Source organism: Acinetobacter genomosp. 33YU, assembly GCF_001990725.1.
GTDB lineage: Bacteria > Pseudomonadota > Gammaproteobacteria > Pseudomonadales > Moraxellaceae > Acinetobacter > Acinetobacter seifertii.
Genome location: NZ_LFZQ01000002.1, coordinates 263,006 through 280,110 on the forward strand (window position 1 = coordinate 263,006; position 17,105 = coordinate 280,110).

At 33.1% G+C, this 17,105-nt stretch carries 21 protein-coding genes; 3 read left to right on the forward strand and 18 right to left on the reverse strand.

Annotated elements, in window-relative coordinates:
- Positions 1-44 precede the first annotated feature (44 nt).
- Together AC056_RS02405 and AC056_RS02410 are read left to right on the forward strand one after the other, a co-directional pair.
- Positions 45-404: a hypothetical protein gene (locus tag AC056_RS02405; RefSeq protein WP_000416091.1), complete on the forward strand. Its 360-nt coding sequence runs from the start codon at positions 45-47 to the stop codon at positions 402-404.
- 237 nt (positions 405-641) lie between these two features.
- On the forward strand, positions 642-1,112 hold the full coding sequence (locus AC056_RS02410; RefSeq protein ID WP_039254412.1) for a hypothetical protein: 471 nt from the start codon (positions 642-644) through the stop codon (positions 1,110-1,112).
- Between the two features lie 241 nt (positions 1,113-1,353).
- Here the strand turns inward: AC056_RS02410 and AC056_RS02415 are convergent, their stop codons facing one another.
- The 10 genes from AC056_RS02415 to AC056_RS02460 all read right to left on the reverse strand — a co-directional run bounded on the left by AC056_RS02415 (position 1,354) and on the right by AC056_RS02460 (position 10,884).
- Positions 1,354-1,707: a hypothetical protein gene (locus tag AC056_RS02415; RefSeq protein ID WP_039254414.1), complete on the reverse strand. Its 354-nt coding sequence runs from the start codon at positions 1,705-1,707 to the stop codon at positions 1,354-1,356.
- Positions 1,708-1,914: 207 nt separating this feature from the next.
- Positions 1,915-2,286: a hypothetical protein gene (locus tag AC056_RS02420; protein WP_228144346.1), complete on the reverse strand. Its 372-nt coding sequence runs from the start codon at positions 2,284-2,286 to the stop codon at positions 1,915-1,917.
- 66 nt (positions 2,287-2,352) lie between these two features.
- The gene (locus AC056_RS02425; protein WP_228144347.1) at positions 2,353-2,721 is read right to left on the reverse strand and encodes a hypothetical protein; all 369 of its coding nucleotides are present in this window, start codon (positions 2,719-2,721) and stop codon (positions 2,353-2,355) included.
- A gap of 66 nt (positions 2,722-2,787) precedes the next feature.
- Entirely contained in the window at positions 2,788-3,141 is a 354-nt protein-coding gene (locus AC056_RS02430) for a hypothetical protein (protein ID WP_077162631.1), read from the reverse strand.
- A gap of 207 nt (positions 3,142-3,348) precedes the next feature.
- Positions 3,349-3,702, reverse strand: a complete 354-nt coding sequence (locus AC056_RS02435) for a hypothetical protein (protein WP_039254420.1) — start codon at positions 3,700-3,702, stop codon at positions 3,349-3,351.
- Positions 3,703-3,939: 237 nt separating this feature from the next.
- Positions 3,940-4,644, reverse strand: coding sequence for a GAD-like domain-containing protein (locus AC056_RS02440; protein WP_077162632.1), 705 nt, complete (start codon positions 4,642-4,644; stop codon positions 3,940-3,942).
- A gap of 226 nt (positions 4,645-4,870) precedes the next feature.
- Positions 4,871-5,575, reverse strand: a complete 705-nt coding sequence (locus tag AC056_RS02445) for a GAD-like domain-containing protein (protein WP_077162633.1) — start codon at positions 5,573-5,575, stop codon at positions 4,871-4,873.
- On the reverse strand, positions 5,575-7,269 hold the full coding sequence (locus tag AC056_RS02450; RefSeq protein ID WP_077162634.1) for a polymorphic toxin type 15 domain-containing protein: 1,695 nt from the start codon (positions 7,267-7,269) through the stop codon (positions 5,575-5,577). The genes AC056_RS02445 and AC056_RS02450 overlap by 1 nt, the downstream gene beginning before the upstream one ends.
- The gene (locus AC056_RS02455; RefSeq protein ID WP_228144348.1) at positions 7,269-10,073 is read right to left on the reverse strand and encodes a type VI secretion system Vgr family protein; all 2,805 of its coding nucleotides are present in this window, start codon (positions 10,071-10,073) and stop codon (positions 7,269-7,271) included. The genes AC056_RS02450 and AC056_RS02455 overlap by 1 nt, the downstream gene beginning before the upstream one ends.
- 256 nt (positions 10,074-10,329) lie before the next feature.
- Entirely contained in the window at positions 10,330-10,884 is a 555-nt protein-coding gene (locus AC056_RS02460) for a TetR/AcrR family transcriptional regulator (RefSeq protein ID WP_077162635.1), read from the reverse strand.
- 48 nt (positions 10,885-10,932) lie between these two features.
- Here AC056_RS02460 and AC056_RS19520 point away from each other — a divergent pair, with 48 nt between their 5' ends.
- Positions 10,933-11,082 (forward strand): hypothetical protein, encoded by a 150-nt coding sequence (locus tag AC056_RS19520; protein WP_167370366.1) that lies wholly within the window; start codon positions 10,933-10,935, stop codon positions 11,080-11,082.
- Positions 11,083-11,660: 578 nt separating this feature from the next.
- Here the strand turns inward: AC056_RS19520 and AC056_RS02470 are convergent.
- From AC056_RS02470 to AC056_RS02505, 8 genes are all read right to left on the reverse strand, one after another.
- Positions 11,661-12,920 (reverse strand): ParB/Srx family N-terminal domain-containing protein, encoded by a 1,260-nt coding sequence (locus tag AC056_RS02470; protein ID WP_077162636.1) that lies wholly within the window; start codon positions 12,918-12,920, stop codon positions 11,661-11,663.
- A gap of 95 nt (positions 12,921-13,015) precedes the next feature.
- On the reverse strand, positions 13,016-13,291 hold the full coding sequence (locus AC056_RS02475) for a hypothetical protein (RefSeq protein WP_077162637.1): 276 nt from the start codon (positions 13,289-13,291) through the stop codon (positions 13,016-13,018).
- A 39-nt stretch (positions 13,292-13,330) separates the two neighbouring features.
- Positions 13,331-13,663, reverse strand: coding sequence for a hypothetical protein (locus tag AC056_RS02480; protein ID WP_077162638.1), 333 nt, complete (start codon positions 13,661-13,663; stop codon positions 13,331-13,333).
- 172 nt (positions 13,664-13,835) lie between these two features.
- Positions 13,836-14,213 carry a hypothetical protein gene (locus AC056_RS02485; RefSeq protein ID WP_077162639.1) on the reverse strand — a complete coding sequence of 126 codons (378 nt, stop codon included), beginning with the start codon at positions 14,211-14,213 and terminating at the stop codon, positions 13,836-13,838.
- Positions 14,214-14,240: 27 nt separating this feature from the next.
- Positions 14,241-14,993 (reverse strand): barstar family protein, encoded by a 753-nt coding sequence (locus AC056_RS02490; protein WP_077162640.1) that lies wholly within the window; start codon positions 14,991-14,993, stop codon positions 14,241-14,243.
- Between the two features lie 48 nt (positions 14,994-15,041).
- Positions 15,042-15,812, reverse strand: a complete 771-nt coding sequence (locus AC056_RS02495) for a hypothetical protein (protein WP_077162689.1) — start codon at positions 15,810-15,812, stop codon at positions 15,042-15,044.
- Between the two features lie 90 nt (positions 15,813-15,902).
- Positions 15,903-16,349 carry a DUF6334 family protein gene (locus tag AC056_RS02500; protein WP_077162641.1) on the reverse strand — a complete coding sequence of 149 codons (447 nt, stop codon included), beginning with the start codon at positions 16,347-16,349 and terminating at the stop codon, positions 15,903-15,905.
- Positions 16,350-16,522: 173 nt separating this feature from the next.
- Complete coding sequence (locus tag AC056_RS02505; RefSeq protein ID WP_077162642.1) at positions 16,523-16,906, reverse strand: hypothetical protein; 384 nt, start codon at positions 16,904-16,906, stop codon at positions 16,523-16,525.
- Positions 16,907-17,105: the final 199 nt, after the last annotated feature.

Consider the following 17,105-nt stretch of genomic DNA (forward strand, 5'->3'; position numbering starts at 1 on the left):
TCCATTCACTGCGTCGCTTAATGATGAAAGACAGGAAAAATTTTATGGAAAAAACGCTGCAATGCCCAAAGTGTGGTTCTACAGAAATTGAAACACGTGATCATGACAAACTACTTAAAACCACTGGCGGTGTTTTACTAACAGCTGCGGGAACAACAGCGGGTACCGTAGGCGGTGCTGCAACAGGTGCTTCTATAGGAGCAGCGATTGGTACAGTTGCTGGACCATTAGGTGTAATTGTTGGAGGTACTGTAGGAACTTTTGTCGGTGCAATCAGTGCAGGTATTACTGGCGGTGTAGTTGGCAATATTTTTGGTAAAAAAGCAGGCGTAATGATCGATAAGAATATCTTTCAAGACTACCGCTGCCTAAAATGTAAATACCGCTTTAAAGTAAAGAAATAACTCTATTTCCTTAAGCTTAGTTTTAAAGCTTTTCTCATATTTTAAAACAAAGGAAAGTTATCATTTAGGTTGCTTTCCTCCCCCTATTATCTCATCTAGTTCAAAGAAAACTTAATTTAATAACAACCTTTTATCGACACTATATTTTATGTGTAGACTATAAAAATCAGCTACTTACTTTACGCTACTTATAAGATATGAAAGAATTACGACCTCATATAACTTTTGAAATTTAAAATGAGAAAAATACTATTTTTAAGTTTAGTCAGTATGTTTAGCTCGTATAGCTTTGCAGAAGTTAATAATTCGGTTTATAGAGGACTTGGTACTGGGCCTCAGAATTTTTTAAAGTTCCAAATACTCAAACAAAAAGGCTTTTTAGCCAAGAAACCTAATATTTCGCGAGCAGACTATAACGATATATATAAACTCAAGAAACCTTATGAGTTTATGGGACAAAATGTCGTACTCATTTCAGATGAATATATGTCTGAATATGTGGGCTGTTGTGTAAGTGAAGGTTGGGGAGCTGTATTTAAGCAAACTTCTAATTTGAAATTAATTGAAAAATTTGCAAAAACAAATCAATGTAGTGTCGGTCCTATAGAGTCAACCAGTGATTACTATGGCTTTAAAATTCGTTCTCTACCAAAAGGTAATTACTATGAATTATCATGTCGTGAACGTGACTTAGCTCAGTCTGAATAGATAGGAATTAACTGTTAAAAAATAAGAGCCAAACAAGTTGTTTGGCTCAAAATAATAAAGTAATATATAGTTAACTCAGTAATAAGAAGCCATAATTCAATTATTTATCAAGTCTTTATTGTTGTTGAAAGTTCTACAAAATTAGTACCATCAATCATAATTAAAATACCATGTAGTACTATATTTTTAAGTTTTCTATAAAAGCGCACATAAAAGTATAGATACAAAATGATGTTTCTTTTCATTCAACTTTAAAAGTATAGGTTTTGTCAATTACAGAGCTCCCCCCACCATGAAACCCAGCCCAAATTTTTATAGAAAATGTTCCCTTATATTTTGGTTTTCCTTTGATCTCAATAATATTGTATCTAGATAAATCATTTTCTGGCTTAACTGTAATACCAAGATCATCGGGTATATCTGTAGTTAATTCAGCCTCTTTATCTACAACTTTACCTCCAGAAATCTGAATAAGTTGTCTATACTCCTGACTCACATGAGCTGTTGGAAGCACATCAGGTGTTATAGTATATTTCTTTCCACAACCTGTAAGTATCAATAATATTGAGAAAATAGCGATCAGTTTAATTTTCATTAAAATTCCTCCTTTTTAACAATTAAAGCAAAAAATACTTTTCTCTCGTAATTAACTACCGCTACTAAGCAAGCTTTCAAATATTAAAATTTATTGTTAAATTTGCATTGATAAAAATTACAAATAAAAATAGCCTATAAATAATAGACTATTTTTATTTGGAAGGAGTATTAAGTTAATTTTGAAACTTCTTAAAATTTAAAATATTTATTTCTCAACTTTGAGAGTATAGGTTTTTTTAATTTCATTATTACCACCGCCAAAAAAGTCAGCATAAATACTTATACTGTAAGTTCCTTCATATTTTGGTTTTCCTTTAATCTCTATAATATTGTATCTCGATAAATCATTTTCTGGCTTGACTGTGATGCCAAGATCCTCTGGTATATCTGTAGTTAATTCAGCATTTTTATCTACAACCTTACCTCCAGAAATCTGAATAAGCTGTCTATACTCCTGATTCACATGAGCTGTTGGAAGTAGATCAGGTGTAATCGTATATTTCTTACCGCAGCCTGTAAGTACCAATAATATTAAAAAAATAATAGAGTAAATATAATGATTAGATTTTCCCATCATTAGGCTCTCTTCTTCCTGTTAAATGGATAGAAATTTTATTTCACTTATTAAAGTTAAGGTCTCTTTTTACAGAACTGTAAAAGCATAGGTTTTATCGATTTCATTATCGCCACCAGCATAAAATCCCACCCAAATATGAATTGTAAATGTACCTTTATACTTTGGATTTCCCTTGACCTCAATAACATTATAACCATCTAGATCATTAGCAGGTTGAACTGTTATTCCTAATTCTTTAGGAATATTTGTTTCTAATTTAGCACTATCATCAACAACTTTACCACCTGAAATATGAATCACTTGATAATATTTCTGATTAACATGAGCAACCGGTAATTCATCAGGTGTAATCGTATATTTCTTACCACAACCTGTAAGTATCAATAATATTGAAAAAATAATAGAGTAAATATAGTGATTAGATTTCCCCATCATTAGTCTCTCTTATTCCTATTAAATGGATAGAAATTTCACTTTACTTATTACAAGTTAAAATCTCTTTTACTTAACTGTAAAATTATAAGTTTTATTGATCTCATTACTACCACCTCCATAAAAACCCGCCCAAATATGAATTGTAAATGTACCTTTATACTTTGGGGTTCCCTTGACTTCAATAATATTATAACCATCGAGATTATTAGCAGGTTGAACTGTTATTCCTAAATCTTCAGGTATATTTGTATTCAATGGTTGATCTTTATCAACGACTTTACCACCTTCAATATGAATCTCTTGATAATATTTTTGATTGACCTGAGCAACTGGTAATTCATCAGGTGTAATCGTATATTTCTTACCACAACCTGTAAGTATCAATAATATTGAGAAAATAGCGATAAGTTTAATTTTCATTAGAATTTTTCCTTTTTAACAATTAAAGTAAAAAATACTTTTTTGTCGAAATTAACTATCACGACTAAGGAGGCTTCCAAATATTAAAATTTATTGTTAAATTTGCATTGATAAAAATTACAAATAAAAATAGCCTATAAATAATAGACTATTTTTATTTGGAAGGAGTATTAAGTTAATTTTGAAACTTCTTAAAATTTAAAATATTTATTTCTCAACTTTGAGAGTATAGGTTTTTTTAATTACAGCATCACCACCAGCATAAAATCCCGTCGAAATATAAATAGTAAATGCCCCAGTGTATTTTGGAACTCCTTTGATTGTAATTTGATTATAGCCACTACTTTCATCTGGACTAACAGATATACCTAAATCATTAGGAATATTACTTTTAAAATCTACATCTCCATCAACTGTTTTCCCACCTGAGATATTAATTATTTGTTGATAATTTTGATTAACATGAGCTATAGACAGACTATCAGGGGTTATCTTATATTTCTTACCACAACCTGTCAGTATCAACAGGATTGAAAAAATGAAGATGAGTCTATTTTTCATTAGAATTTCTCCTTTTTAATAATTAAATAAAAAATTTTAAGGCCATTTTCTTATTCATCACCATTTAGCCCTCAGTAAAGCTTCCGCAATTTATCAAAATATGGACTATAATTTTTTATGACATAATCGAATTATGTAAGGTTGCTATCAAATTTTATTTAAAGAATTTATCTATAGAAAAAGGAGCCTAACTCCCTTTTCTAATTACTCACACAGCATATATTTTGTTAGGCAAGATTAACTTTTCGGTTTGATACCCAAACGATCAACCTCTTTGGAAATATCCAACATCACTTGAAACTTATCTAGTTGAGCTACAAAAGGAATGTATTGGAATAAATCTACTTTTTTCATATTCTCAATAATTTGTGGTCCACCCAAAACCGCTGGTGGTTCAAAGGCATAGATTTGATCTTCGGTAAGTTCACCTAAGTTTGTTAAGCAGCGATCAAAAAGTAATTTGCCATTTTGATCATAAACATCTATGTCTTCATTCTTAGCTCTAGTAACAATCATAGATAAAAATGAGCCTAATAAATCATTATTTTCAGTATCTTGGATATCTTTAATTGATGGGTAAATTCTTAAATTGATCATATCTATTGTCAACTTTGAACTCGTATTTTTACCTATAGCATGCAATTCTCCAAAAGCACTTCGTCCAAGAATATAGAATTCATCATATTCAGGAAAGTCAGTATCTTTGAGACAAAGTTCTAAAATATCTTCATAATCTACTGGATTGACTAGCCAAAAGCCGCCATTTTCAAACGATGCAAAACCAAGTTTTTCCCAAAGATAAAATAGATATTCAGGAAAAGTATGTTGATGCTGAGCAATGAATTCAGGCGTTGGTTTTTTACCTATTTCAATCTTAGAAAACTTAACATTAAAGTAATCAAAGTACTTTTGTATCTCTTCCTGTTGGCTAATCGGTAACATTATTTATATCGCTCTAATTTGACATTAAGTTTGATTGCATCTTTCACACTTGGATCAATTCCTTTAATAGCATTGTTAATAGATCCTACATGGCTTATAGAATCGCTAATTGCTTTATTGGCACAACTACACCTAATGAGTCAAAAGATATTGTTAATTGCTATTTTTGATCAATAAAAAAGTAGGAGTTAAACTCCCACTCAAAGAATTGATAACTTACTACTTTTTAATGATTTGGTTTGATACCCAAACGATCAACCTCTTTGGAAATATCCAACATCACTTGAAACTTATCTAGTTGAGCTACAAAAGGAATGTATTGGAATAAATCTACTTTTTTCATATTCTCAATAACTTGTGGTCCACCTAATACTGCTGGTGGTTCAAAAGCATAGATTTCACTCTCTTTGAGCTCACCTAGATTTGTTAAACAGCGATCAAAAAGAAATTTTCCATTTTGATCATAAACATCTATATCTTCATTCTTCGCCTTCATGACAATAGTAGATAAAAATGAAATTAAATGGTCTATATCTTCTACGTTTCGAATATCTTTAATTGATGGGTAAATTCTTAAATTGATCATATCAATTGTCAATTTGGAACTCGTACTTTTACCTATTACATGTAAATCGCCAAAAGCGCTTCTACCAATAACATAAAATTCATCATATTGGGGGAAATCAGTATCTTTTAAACAAAGCTCTAAAATATCTTCATAATCCACTGGATTAACTAACCAAAAGCCACCATTTTCAAACGATGCAAAACCAAGTTTATCCCAAATATAAAATAGATATTCAGGAAAAGTATGTTGATGCTGAGCAATGAATTCAGGTGTTGGCTTTTTACCTATTTTGATATTTGAAAATCGAACATTAAAAAAATCTAGATGATCATTAATTTTCTTTAACACAACTTCCGATAACATTATTTACATCTCTCTAATTTGACATTGAGTTTAGTTGCATCTTTCACACTTGGATCAATCCCTTTGACAGCATTATCAATAGATCCTACACGACTTATGGTTTCTCCATTCGCTTTATTGCCCCAGCCACTACCAATAGATGAATTTACGTTCTTTAAACCCATATCCATAGGAGCATTACTCATAATTCCTGCTGCTATTTGATCAGGATTATGTAAGGCGGCCATGGTCGACATTACATCTTTAGCATCTTTCTCAGATTTAGTCATAGCATCTATTGCTGAAATATTAGGGTCTTTAGAATATTGTTCATAGTATTTATCTTTAAGCTCTTTTTCGTATTTTGTTCTAGCTTGAACTTGATCCAGACCATTCCCTCGACCATTTTGCTTAAAAAGATCCCGACCTTTCTCATAATCTTTTGCCGTCATACTATTTAAAGCATTCTGTTGCATTTCTAACTGGCGATCGGTTTCCCACTTTAAATATTGATCTTCTGACCAATTTTCACGCTTGGCTTGTGGCGGATGTCCTAAATCAATATTTTTACGGGCATTGGCTCGAGCTTTAGGAGTATTTACTGGATCAAAACATCCGACCTTGTGCTCTTTCATTTTGGCAAAAGCAATTTTATTCGATGGCTGTGTATGGCTAGCTCGAGTCGGTTGACTGGGACTCCCACCAATATGGATATCCATCCCATTGCCATGTCCACCTGCAACACTCAATTTTGGTTGCCCCATAATCTCATGACAAGCATTCTCAACCTGACGACAGAGGTCATCAATATACCGTCCAACCTGAGCCATGATACTTTTAAGTGCAGCCGCGTATTTATCTGCCAGAGCATCAAACCCAGTCATTTTAGCAGTATTACGACTACCATACATTTGTAAAAGTGATTGTAGTTTTGCAAGATATTGATTAAGTACTAGTTTTGCATTTGTACCTATTTCTATCCAAGGTTTGGTTTTCAACCACCTTTCAGGGTTATCTCCCCAAAATGCTTTATAACCAAGCTTTCGACAATAAGATTCCAACTGCTCAATTGCCTTAAATAACTCATCTTTTGTTTTAATAACTTTACTAGTAATCAACTTGGCAATCGTTTTAAAAACTGAACCAAAAAATGGAATTACACCAATTCCTACTAAGGCTAAACTCATCCAGTTTTCAGGTGTTCTTTCTTTTTCATCTGATAAAATAATAACACTGGCCAATAAATCCCGGATATCACATATCTGATCGGCAACAGGGATCATACTGATGAGGCCACCCACAATCACTTGGGCAACTGTAGGATCTTTATTAAAATCGCCACTAATAAATCCAAAAATATATTGAATATCGTCTATATTTTCATCAATTATCTTATTAATATTATTTGCAAGATTAACATCTGTTTGTACTTTTACAGCAAATGCAAGTTGTATCGCATGTTGAAACTTATCTAGAAACCCTGCCGATTCAGGTAATGCTTCGATTGAAAAATGACTAGATACATAAGCATATTGAGTTTGATCTTTTTTTTCTAAAGGCGCATGTTTCGCTACACCATATTCGGACTCACCTAATGCAAGGCTTAGAAACTCAGAAGATTGGATAAATTCTTGTTGTATATATCCTGATTTACGACTTAAACCTTGCCAAAACTGTTCATTTCCTGTCTCAGGTGTTTTATTTTGTTCAACCATTATTTAACACCTTTGGTTTGAATAAAATTAGAAAACCAACTGTCATCAACTGCACCTGATTTCTCATTTTCACTAAATAAAGTTTCATAAAGAACTTGTGCTTTTCCAACAGGAACATCTCGAATAAAAGCTTGCCCTTTTTCATCTAAAAATCCAGTTCTTTTAGAACCATCAGAGAGTGTTACCGTATATTTAGATCCTTTTGCAGGCGTACCATCAGCATGAAAATATTCTAAAAATAAATCCTGTGGCTTGGGTTCAAAAACAGGTAATGACGGTAAGCTAGGCTGAACACTCGCTCCTCCCATGAACAAATGCTGCCCTGCATTGACTTGGAATTTCCCACCAGTTTTCGGAAAGATTCCTGAGCCATTCAGAGTAATTTGCGATGAGCCACCCGTGATTTTGACTTCTTTCGGGCTACTAATGATGACCTTGTCATCGGTTGATGAAATTGTAATTCCAAGTTTGCTCAACACATCCAGCGCATCTGCCTGAGCTTGTATTTCTACCTTGCCTTGTGCTGCTACAGCTTTTAGTCCACTTTGTGCTGCAAAGAGGCTGATCTTATTTTGAGCATGGGCAATGACATTCTTTTGAGTACTTATATTAATGCTGTCTCCAGCAACCTGATTGATTTGTGCATCAGCCGAGATATAAATATCCTCAGACGTACTCAAGGCTATGCCATCCGGTGAACTTAAAAGCAGTAAAGCTTTTTCAAATTTAGCGATTTGTTGCTGAATTTGTGAGGCAAAATCTTTTAACTGTTCAATCGATTCTATTTCATCGGTTTTCTGGTTTTTAGCGATGTCACTCAGTGCTTTACTATTCGTTTGACTACCTTCAAGTTGCTTTTTAGCGACTTCGGCATCAAGGTGTTCGCCTTTGGCATTATCTTGTTTATAAGTAGATACCAATAAACCTTGCCCTGCACGCAATGCTCCCCATTGGTCCGTTCGCAGTTCAAAACCTTCACCGCGGTCTTCACTTTCCGCTTTATCTTTAGGATGGCTGAGTTTCCCCAGATTTAACTGGCTTGCACCATGACTGCTTTGAAGTTGGGTACTAATTTGTCCCGGTGTATCATCAAATCTGAGCTGTCCAAAACCACCACCTGAGACCTCTTTGGAACGGATACCACTGAGCTTTTTAGTATCGGGAAGCTTACCTTTATTATCAAATTTGGTTGGATGAAGCTGTGCCTCATGCACTCGCCCCATCACAAACGGTCGGTCGATATCGCCATTAAAGAAGTTAATAACAACAATTTCACCAATACGCGGTAAAAAACGCGCACCATAGCCTTCTCCAGCCCACGGTGTTAGAACGTCAATCCAAGCAGAATCGGTGTCATTGTTGTTGGTTCCTGCTCCACCATCATGGCTATGGTCATCACTACGGGTAAACAGGAAGCGGACTTTAATACGCCCCCATTCATCTACATAGATTTCTTCACCTTCAGGACCGACCACTTTCGCACGTTGTGGATGAGTGGCAGGACTATGAGTTTGTGGATTATAAGCTGGAGTAGTTGGAATATGACGACGTTGTAAAATCAACTGATTCGCTTGGCGCTCGTCAGTATTACTCGCTTGCCAATCACTTTGTTGAACTAAAGTTTGGATTTGCTGGTTTAAATCTTTGGGTAAATTATTTTGGTTATAGTAGTTCTTACCTACAATTAAAAACTCTTTATCTGCACCGTTATGCTGATCTATTTCAGGATGTTCATTCAGCTCAAACCAATAGCCGACTTGGGTATCTCGTACTGTGGTTTTTGCAATGAACTGCTTAGACTGAGCATCATAATAAGCACTTAGGTTCTGGTTAAACTTTTCTAGTTGTTGATTGCTTGCGGAGGTTGCCCCATCTTCGCCTTTTAAATCTTGCATCCATGCCGGACTATAGTGCCATGCTTCTTCGAGGCTTAAGCTTTGATTGTCGTAGTTAGAGCTATGTTGATGTTTGCTTTGGACACTGCCTACTCCATCAGTTTGTTGCAATACATCTGACTGCCAACGCTGCACAAAAACAGAGGTCGGCTGTAAACTACGGTCAGCCATGAGGCTGGTCATGCTATCAGATTGTTCAGTTGCACTGCTGCGGTGGTAACGAATCGCTCTTCTTGTCAGCGCTTGATATTGGTTATTATCATCAATCAGACGTAATTTTTGTGGCTGAATATCATCTGTATTGCTCGCGACAGTAAGCTCAGCTTCGTCAATAAGCCAGCTTATGCCTTCACTACGCCATAAGCGAGTTAAGAAGTCATAATCACTTTCATTGAGCTGCATCACAAAAGGACGAACATCGTAAGTCTGTTTCAATCCGCTCAAATCTAGAGTCAGACTAGAAGCAAATAATGGACTTTTCCCCTGCCATTCCTGAAATAGAATTTCACTAATTTCTTTCACACTCTTGTTCATAAACACACGACTATTTCTGCGTTTATGCCAGAGATAAGTTGGATCACTTACAGCAAGCTTATATAAAGTTAAAGCACCATCACTTTGTCCCTGCGATGCTCCAGTAATAATACCAGTCGTACGGAAAAAATTTCCTCGGTCTGTTACTTGGTCAACAGCGACTTGTACTCCAATAAATGTTTTGAGTGGGATATGGGCATTTGTTGATAAACAAATTAGCTCTGCTGTCATGCCCTGATTAAGATAATGTTGCCCATCTATACGTTGTAAAAAGACCTGACTATTCAGGGATGCATCTGAAAATTGAAGATACACCGAACGATGTTGTGAGAGAAAACCAACACTCTCTAAAATCTGGGTAATATTATTAAACATCACTTTATTTATAAATTTGAGTTACAATCGACTATATTTTATAAAAAATAGACAGATTTGTCTATCTCGTTTGTATTAACTTCAGTTTTAACCTTAGTTTTATAACTATTTTATAGAAAAAATATAAAGCTAAAACTTAAGTAAATAGTAATAATTTAGTAGGGCCTAGTACTAGAGTTCAAATTATCATTATTAAAAAAAATCATAATAAATCCCCCTCAGGCCATATACTGAATAATGAGTATGAGTTTTTCCTCTATCCCACTGACATAAAGAAGTGTTCCACCACCGCATCTCTTTCATCTAAACAATCTGTACTTAAAAATTTAAACATTAAGCCATCGATTAGATTTAAAACCATGTCAGCACTTGGCCTTAAGTCACGGGTTTCAATACTAAAAATTAAGTCAAAAATTTCATGATGCAGCCATTTTCTATATTCAAGTGCCATACGGTAAGCCTGAGGATAAGTCACTTTAATTTCAAAAAAGGCTTTAAGTAATAAGTGGTATAAGCTGTTAGAGTTAGCATGTAAAACTATAATTTCTTTCAGCTTATCGGTTGGTGTGCGGTAATAGCTTGAATAAATAATAGCGAGTACTTCTTCTTTAAGTAGGCTTTTTTGAAAGGCAATACACATTTCGATCAGCCCTTCTTTTGAGTGAAAGTAGTTGTAAAGCGTGGCTTTTTGAACTTCCGACTCTTTAGCAATCAGGTCTACACCTGCTGTGTGAAACCCATAGGTTGTAAAGAGGCGAATGGAAGTTTGAATAACCTGTAATTTTTTGGAAGATGTTTCTAAATTTCGCATAGTTTTACCGTTATAAAGTTCTTGTTGTTTCTAAAAGAGAAAAAGCCTGTGCCCTTTCTGGGAGAAAAAAAGGCACAGCAAAGCCGTAAAGACTGTGCTTGGCACATCTCAAGTTTTATAGTTGATGCAAGTTTTTTGAGCCGTAATGACTTAAAGCCTGAAAACCCTAAAGGCCATCAAGCTGCTTTAAATTGTTAAGTAGTGTCGTTATAACTTTTGGCAAAGGCTGCCAAGAAATAATGGATGTGCAAAGCCAACTCCTTTTTATTGGAGTTCTGCCAAAACATTAAAATTATGGTGGCAGAACGAAAGGGGGTTGACGAACTGGTCACACGAGGCCAGCACACCCGTAGGTGTCCCCCTTCCGTCCTACCGCTACGAGAGGGAGACGAGGAGCTGCACAAAACTATCCCTCAGAAGGAATAATTCTGATACTCGTGTGATTGCGGTTCGTCAAAACCGACTGGCAATGTGGCCAGCAGGCAAAGAATAGTTCCCAACCTTCTTACAGTCAAGCACACAAAATGACATTTGTTTTAAATTAGATCATTAAAAAGTAAGGATAAATAATTGACAAGTTATTGTTAATTTGAGGTTTATAAAAATAGAAAAAATCTTAATAACGTGTGCAAGGTGAGATGTTTAGGACTTAAGGGAGAGCAAGTGATGTTTTTAATTTTTAAATAATCAATTCTATTCTGATCAAACATTAATGATTTATTTATATTAAAAAAGGAGTGACTTTACTCACCCCTTTCTTATTAAATATTCGTGAATTACCAACCCCAACACGTTCCTGTAGCGGGTTTTCCACACAACTTGTAATTTACCGCATACCAAATACTTCCACCTGTACGCGGTGTTTTATCTTTCTTGATTTCATCACGGGTCAAATCTGCAAGATTAGAAACTGAAGTCGCAGTAACAGAACCTTTAGCGGCATTTTTCACAAGCTGTAATGCGCCCAAATCTGCGGCAGTTGAAGTACCATAAATAATATCAGTCGGTTTGGTACTTCCCATCAATAATGAATAATCAGCAACCGCTGCCTGATAGCCTGTTGCACTACCCGATACAGTTAAATCAGCTTTAATTTCAGTAGTTGCCAATACATCTGCAGCACCATACACACTCGCATCGGTATGATAGAAACTTAAAGAATGTACCAGATTATTAGCGATTTGCTTATTAAACCAATCTTCCCATAAAAACTCAGTATAGTCCGTTGCATTGGCAACTTTGCTATAACCAATATCACGTGTGAAATAAACCAATGAACGATATGGATTATTTTGCATACCGTCAGGGTTAGTTGCAGATTTTAGGCCTAAGTTTTTAGGTAATTGTTGATATGAAATCGGTTGGTTTTTTCCATCTCTTAACCATGCTTGGCCATTGGCAAGCATTTTCGCCCAAAACTCATCCGCAGTTTTACTATCGCTATAATTCCCTACAACTTTTACCCATACTTTAAGTTGACCACCGCCATCAGGCAGCTCACGGAATTCGGTCATTGTATGATGACCATCGGTCAGATAAAGGCGCCCATCATAACCAACAACGACCGTTTTCAAATCAGCCGTTTCAGTGCCCGGCTGTTCTTGACAGTTAAATGTCTCCAATTGTTTTAAATTGGCCTTTTGTAGGTCTTGCAGACTTGTAAAATCATCACGACCTTTTGCACCAATCGCTTCACAATAATCACTAAACTTCTTACCAATAGTTTTATTTAAATAAACTAATTGATTGACTGGATCTGCTTGCCAAGTTGGGCGCTGCAAATCACCTTGCCAACGCCCTAATTTATAATAAATTTGATCATAACCAATTGCACCCTGCGTTGGGATCAAATCAGCAATCGTAACTTGAATTACATCATTGGTTTTGACTGTAAGAAAACGCTGGTCACGGGTATCTGTAGGTGTTGGAGAAACTGCCGTAGATTGCTGATCATTACTATCATTGCAAGCAGTTATAGCCATCATGCTCGCAACAAGAAATACCAAACTTAGAACTTTATAAGATTTTTTCTGCATGACTGGAATTTACCCCAATAAATTGCATTATTTTTGTACAGCAGGATTTCATTTATATGACCAATCGATGTCATTTTGATGAATATAGTTATAGATCAATCCATTAGAGTAACGAAAAAATCGTCAATAATATTATAGTCCATATCAAAAATATTCTTGTAATAGGCTATTTTCAAATTATGCATTGATAAAATATCTATCTTACAAACATAGACCAATACTTCATATAGATCAGTTTCTAGACTAATACTATCTAATTTAAAAACTAGAGAATTAACATCTTCAAATATATCTAAATCATGAGCATTATTTTCATTAAGAAGCTTTTTTAACTTTTCTATTGAAATGCTTTCAATTAAAATATTATTCATTTCATATTTCCTTATATTAACAATCTATTTACTCCAATTTCAACTATCACAATTGATTCTATAAAACATATCATCAAGAGTATTTAGTGTCTTATCTTTAACAATATCTAATAATGCATCACGCAAACAATCAATCGTCATTTCCTCTAAAATTAGCATGTTAGATTGCAAAAAATAACGACCAAAATGACAATCACCACTTGTTCTAAATTTTTCCATTAAATATTCAATATTTTTAAGCGTTACTGCTGTTCCAGCATATTTAATATTATCTACAGTAACATTAAAGTCTATATTTTGCTCAGCCACATTAAAATTATCCAATTCATGCATAACCAATAGTTTAAATTCGGAACACTCATAAGTAAGCATTTTATAACCCTAAGATTGTATTATTAAAATAACAATAAAGATCAGTTTTTAAGCACAAATAAAATAAATTATATTTACTTTGCCATATTCAAAGTTAAATCTATAGGACATATTCATGTGAATTTCAAATACCCTTCACTTTGATCATAGATTTAGAAACTAATGTATTTACTCATTTTTTTAAATATAAATTGGTTAAAATTTGAATTTTATCATCACTAACTCCATAATTTTTCATTAAGGTTACAAACCAAGAAACATGCTCATTAAAATCTTCAACTTGGTCTATATCTTTAGCTAGCAAACAAATACCCAATCTTACTCTTAAGATATCTTTATTATAGAATTCCATAGGAGCTTTTCGTTCATCAATATAATTCCAATACCAATATAAAGCATCTTCTCTATCTTTACTAACTATACAACCATTTAATCTTCTTTTAGTAATATCAATAGCATCATAATCGAAATCTTTGAATGTTATATCACACTCACTTAAGAGAGTAACTGCAGAATTCAAATAGCTATTAATTAATGTTTTAGCATCCATATTATATCCAATACCTTCAATCTAGCTTTACGTAATATTTAAAGTAGCTTTCTCATTTAAAAGCTCAATCAAGTACTCAAAATCATCAGGGTTATCATAGTTATTAAAAGAATACTTGGTTTCTTCAAAGTACTTCCAAGTAATGTTCAAAGGTATAGTTATACAACCAATCCCACCAGTGAGACTATCAGACAAACCACCAAAACTAGAACCAAAGTAGCCCATCAATCCATTCACTTCCTCACCTATACAGCATAAGAAATCATTAAAGGACTTAATATTTCTACCATCTATAACTATTGAACTTACTAAGTTTGTAGGCTTGTACTGTTGAATCCAATTCGAAACTTTCATCCACTTCTTTTTCTGTTCTTCGTTTAAATTGCACCAATCTTGTAATTTAAGCTGATTTTTTCGATATTTCTTAATTAAATCAAATTTAAACTCATCAAAATAAGTCTCCTCTTCGCATAAATTTAATATCAATTTATTATCTTTCACTTCAAAAGATTCAATACTAGAACCTAAAACACCGAAATATTCGTTATTTTCTTTTAAGAAGAATAAATTAATGCCATAGATATCATACTTATATTTTTTACTTTTTTTATCTTTATTTATTTCACCCTCACCAAAAAAACCATGAAAAACAACTTGAGTATCAGTGATTACACAATTTTCTGAAAGATATCCGCTCCAAATAGTTACATCATCATCAAACTCACTAAATTCACTTATTTCAATATAAAAAATATACTCTTCTGTAAGTTCAGAACTCATATAATATTTTCCTCTATCTCTGCTTTATTTTTAAATTTTGATTGGTTACTAATATGAAATTTCTAATGACGAGTATTTTTTTAAAACTTCAATAAAATCATCTAAATCAGAAAAATCTTCTTTCGACTCAAAATTATCTTTAGAGTACTGAAAATTTATCCATTTAACTTTTAAAGGCAAATCCCACAGTACATCAGCAAATGCATTAAAGTTATAACCTAAGTATCCTAATACCCCATAAACCTCCTCTCCAAAATAACAATACACATCTTCTTCACACAGTAGGTATTTACCATCAACTGTTATATTTAATGATAAAGGTTCCCCTCTTTCGTTCATTCTAAAATAAGCAAAATCTAACCAGCATTTTTTTTCTAGCTTTGTAAAATTTAGCCATCTCTTTTTCCCTATAGTTTCATTTGAAAGACGAATCAATAGCTCTTCTTTCTCTTTAAATTTTTCAAAATCTTCTAAGTTGTTTTTTGCTATAAGATCAAAATCTGGATCAAATTCAATTGAGAGTTCTTCACCATTAAAAGTAAAGTTTTCCGAAAGAATTAAACGATTTGCTATATTATTTTCTTTTAATTCTGTAGTGAGCTTATGCCGAGATTCAATCATTATATAACAATAGCAATAATTATTTTTTCCAAGATAACTATTAAAAATCTCCAAAGACTTTTCAACCTGTTGCAAATCATTAAAATTACTTACTACAACTTTATTATTATCAACGCATATTTTTTCAAAATAAATTTCATCAATAATTTCTTTTTTTTCTTCTTCATAAATGTACTTACATAAGTTTAGTTCAAACAATTTCCGATTGCCCCAATTTTCAGATATATTTGTTAAATATCTTATCATATATACCTAATATTGAATAATTTTTATGGATACATGCATGAACTAAATCAGATATGTATCAACTCCTGATTCTCTTAACTCATATTGCAATCCAGAAGCCAAAGCAACAATCGTTAATACAGCAAAAAATGGATTCGTCTTAGATTCTTTCAATGAATGATCGTAAAGCATAAGCTTAATGCCATCTGTATATCCTCTTTCATTGACTATAGCGAACATTGTTCCAATTTCTAATCCTTTTAGACTTGATAAATTATTCGAACATCGCTGTTGAATCGTCTTCTCTGGTAAGCAAGAGTAGACCTTTAATTCAATTTCATCAAAATTATGATTAACTGTAATAACCCAAAACTTTTTATTAATTTCAAATATTATAGTTTCGACTGGGTCTTCAGAATTTGAATTTTCATCTACAACTAAATAAAGATCATCTATTTTCCGAACTTCATCAATATTTTTAATTGCATCAAAAATATCGCTTTGTATCATATTCTTACCTCATGTATCTTATTATCGTCTTTTCAATTATTTTCAATAAAAAAATCTATTCATAAATTCAATTAATTAATATTCTCTACTATGCTTAATCAATATTTCATACTAAAATTAAATATTCATATGACTAATAAAAACATCCATGCAAAACACATTAAATTTTTGAATTACAAATATTGATAGATAAGATCTGAAGAATAAGCAAATATTTCCCCTTCACCTACACTCTCCATACTATAATATAAAATTAAATTCCCTAATTTTGAAGAAACTGTACCTGTAGCTTTATCAACAAAACAATCACCTAATGATAAATAAACACGAACTGTGCTATACCCCAATAATACATTATACTGATATACAATTGCTTCAATTTTTAAGGTGATATCACCTAAACCACCCAAAGTATCTAACTCTTTTTCGCCAATATCATCATAAATTAATACTAAATTTTCTGAGCTTTTAAAAAAAGACTGTAGGTGCTTTTTTGCATCGTTAAACACAATATCTTCAGTGAAAATTTTCTTTAATTCTTTATCTATTTGCAGCACCAATGTTTGCTCCTGTTCGTAAAATGAATCAAACTATGATCATCAATTATAACAAGAATATCGGCACTATCCTTGGCTTTTGTGCCCCAAATTTTTAATCCATATGGATACATTCTATCTTTCCAATCATAGGCTTAGTATCAACTATCCTACTAAATGTTGCATGTTGTAGAGCTTTGTAAACTATGCAACAAGCTCA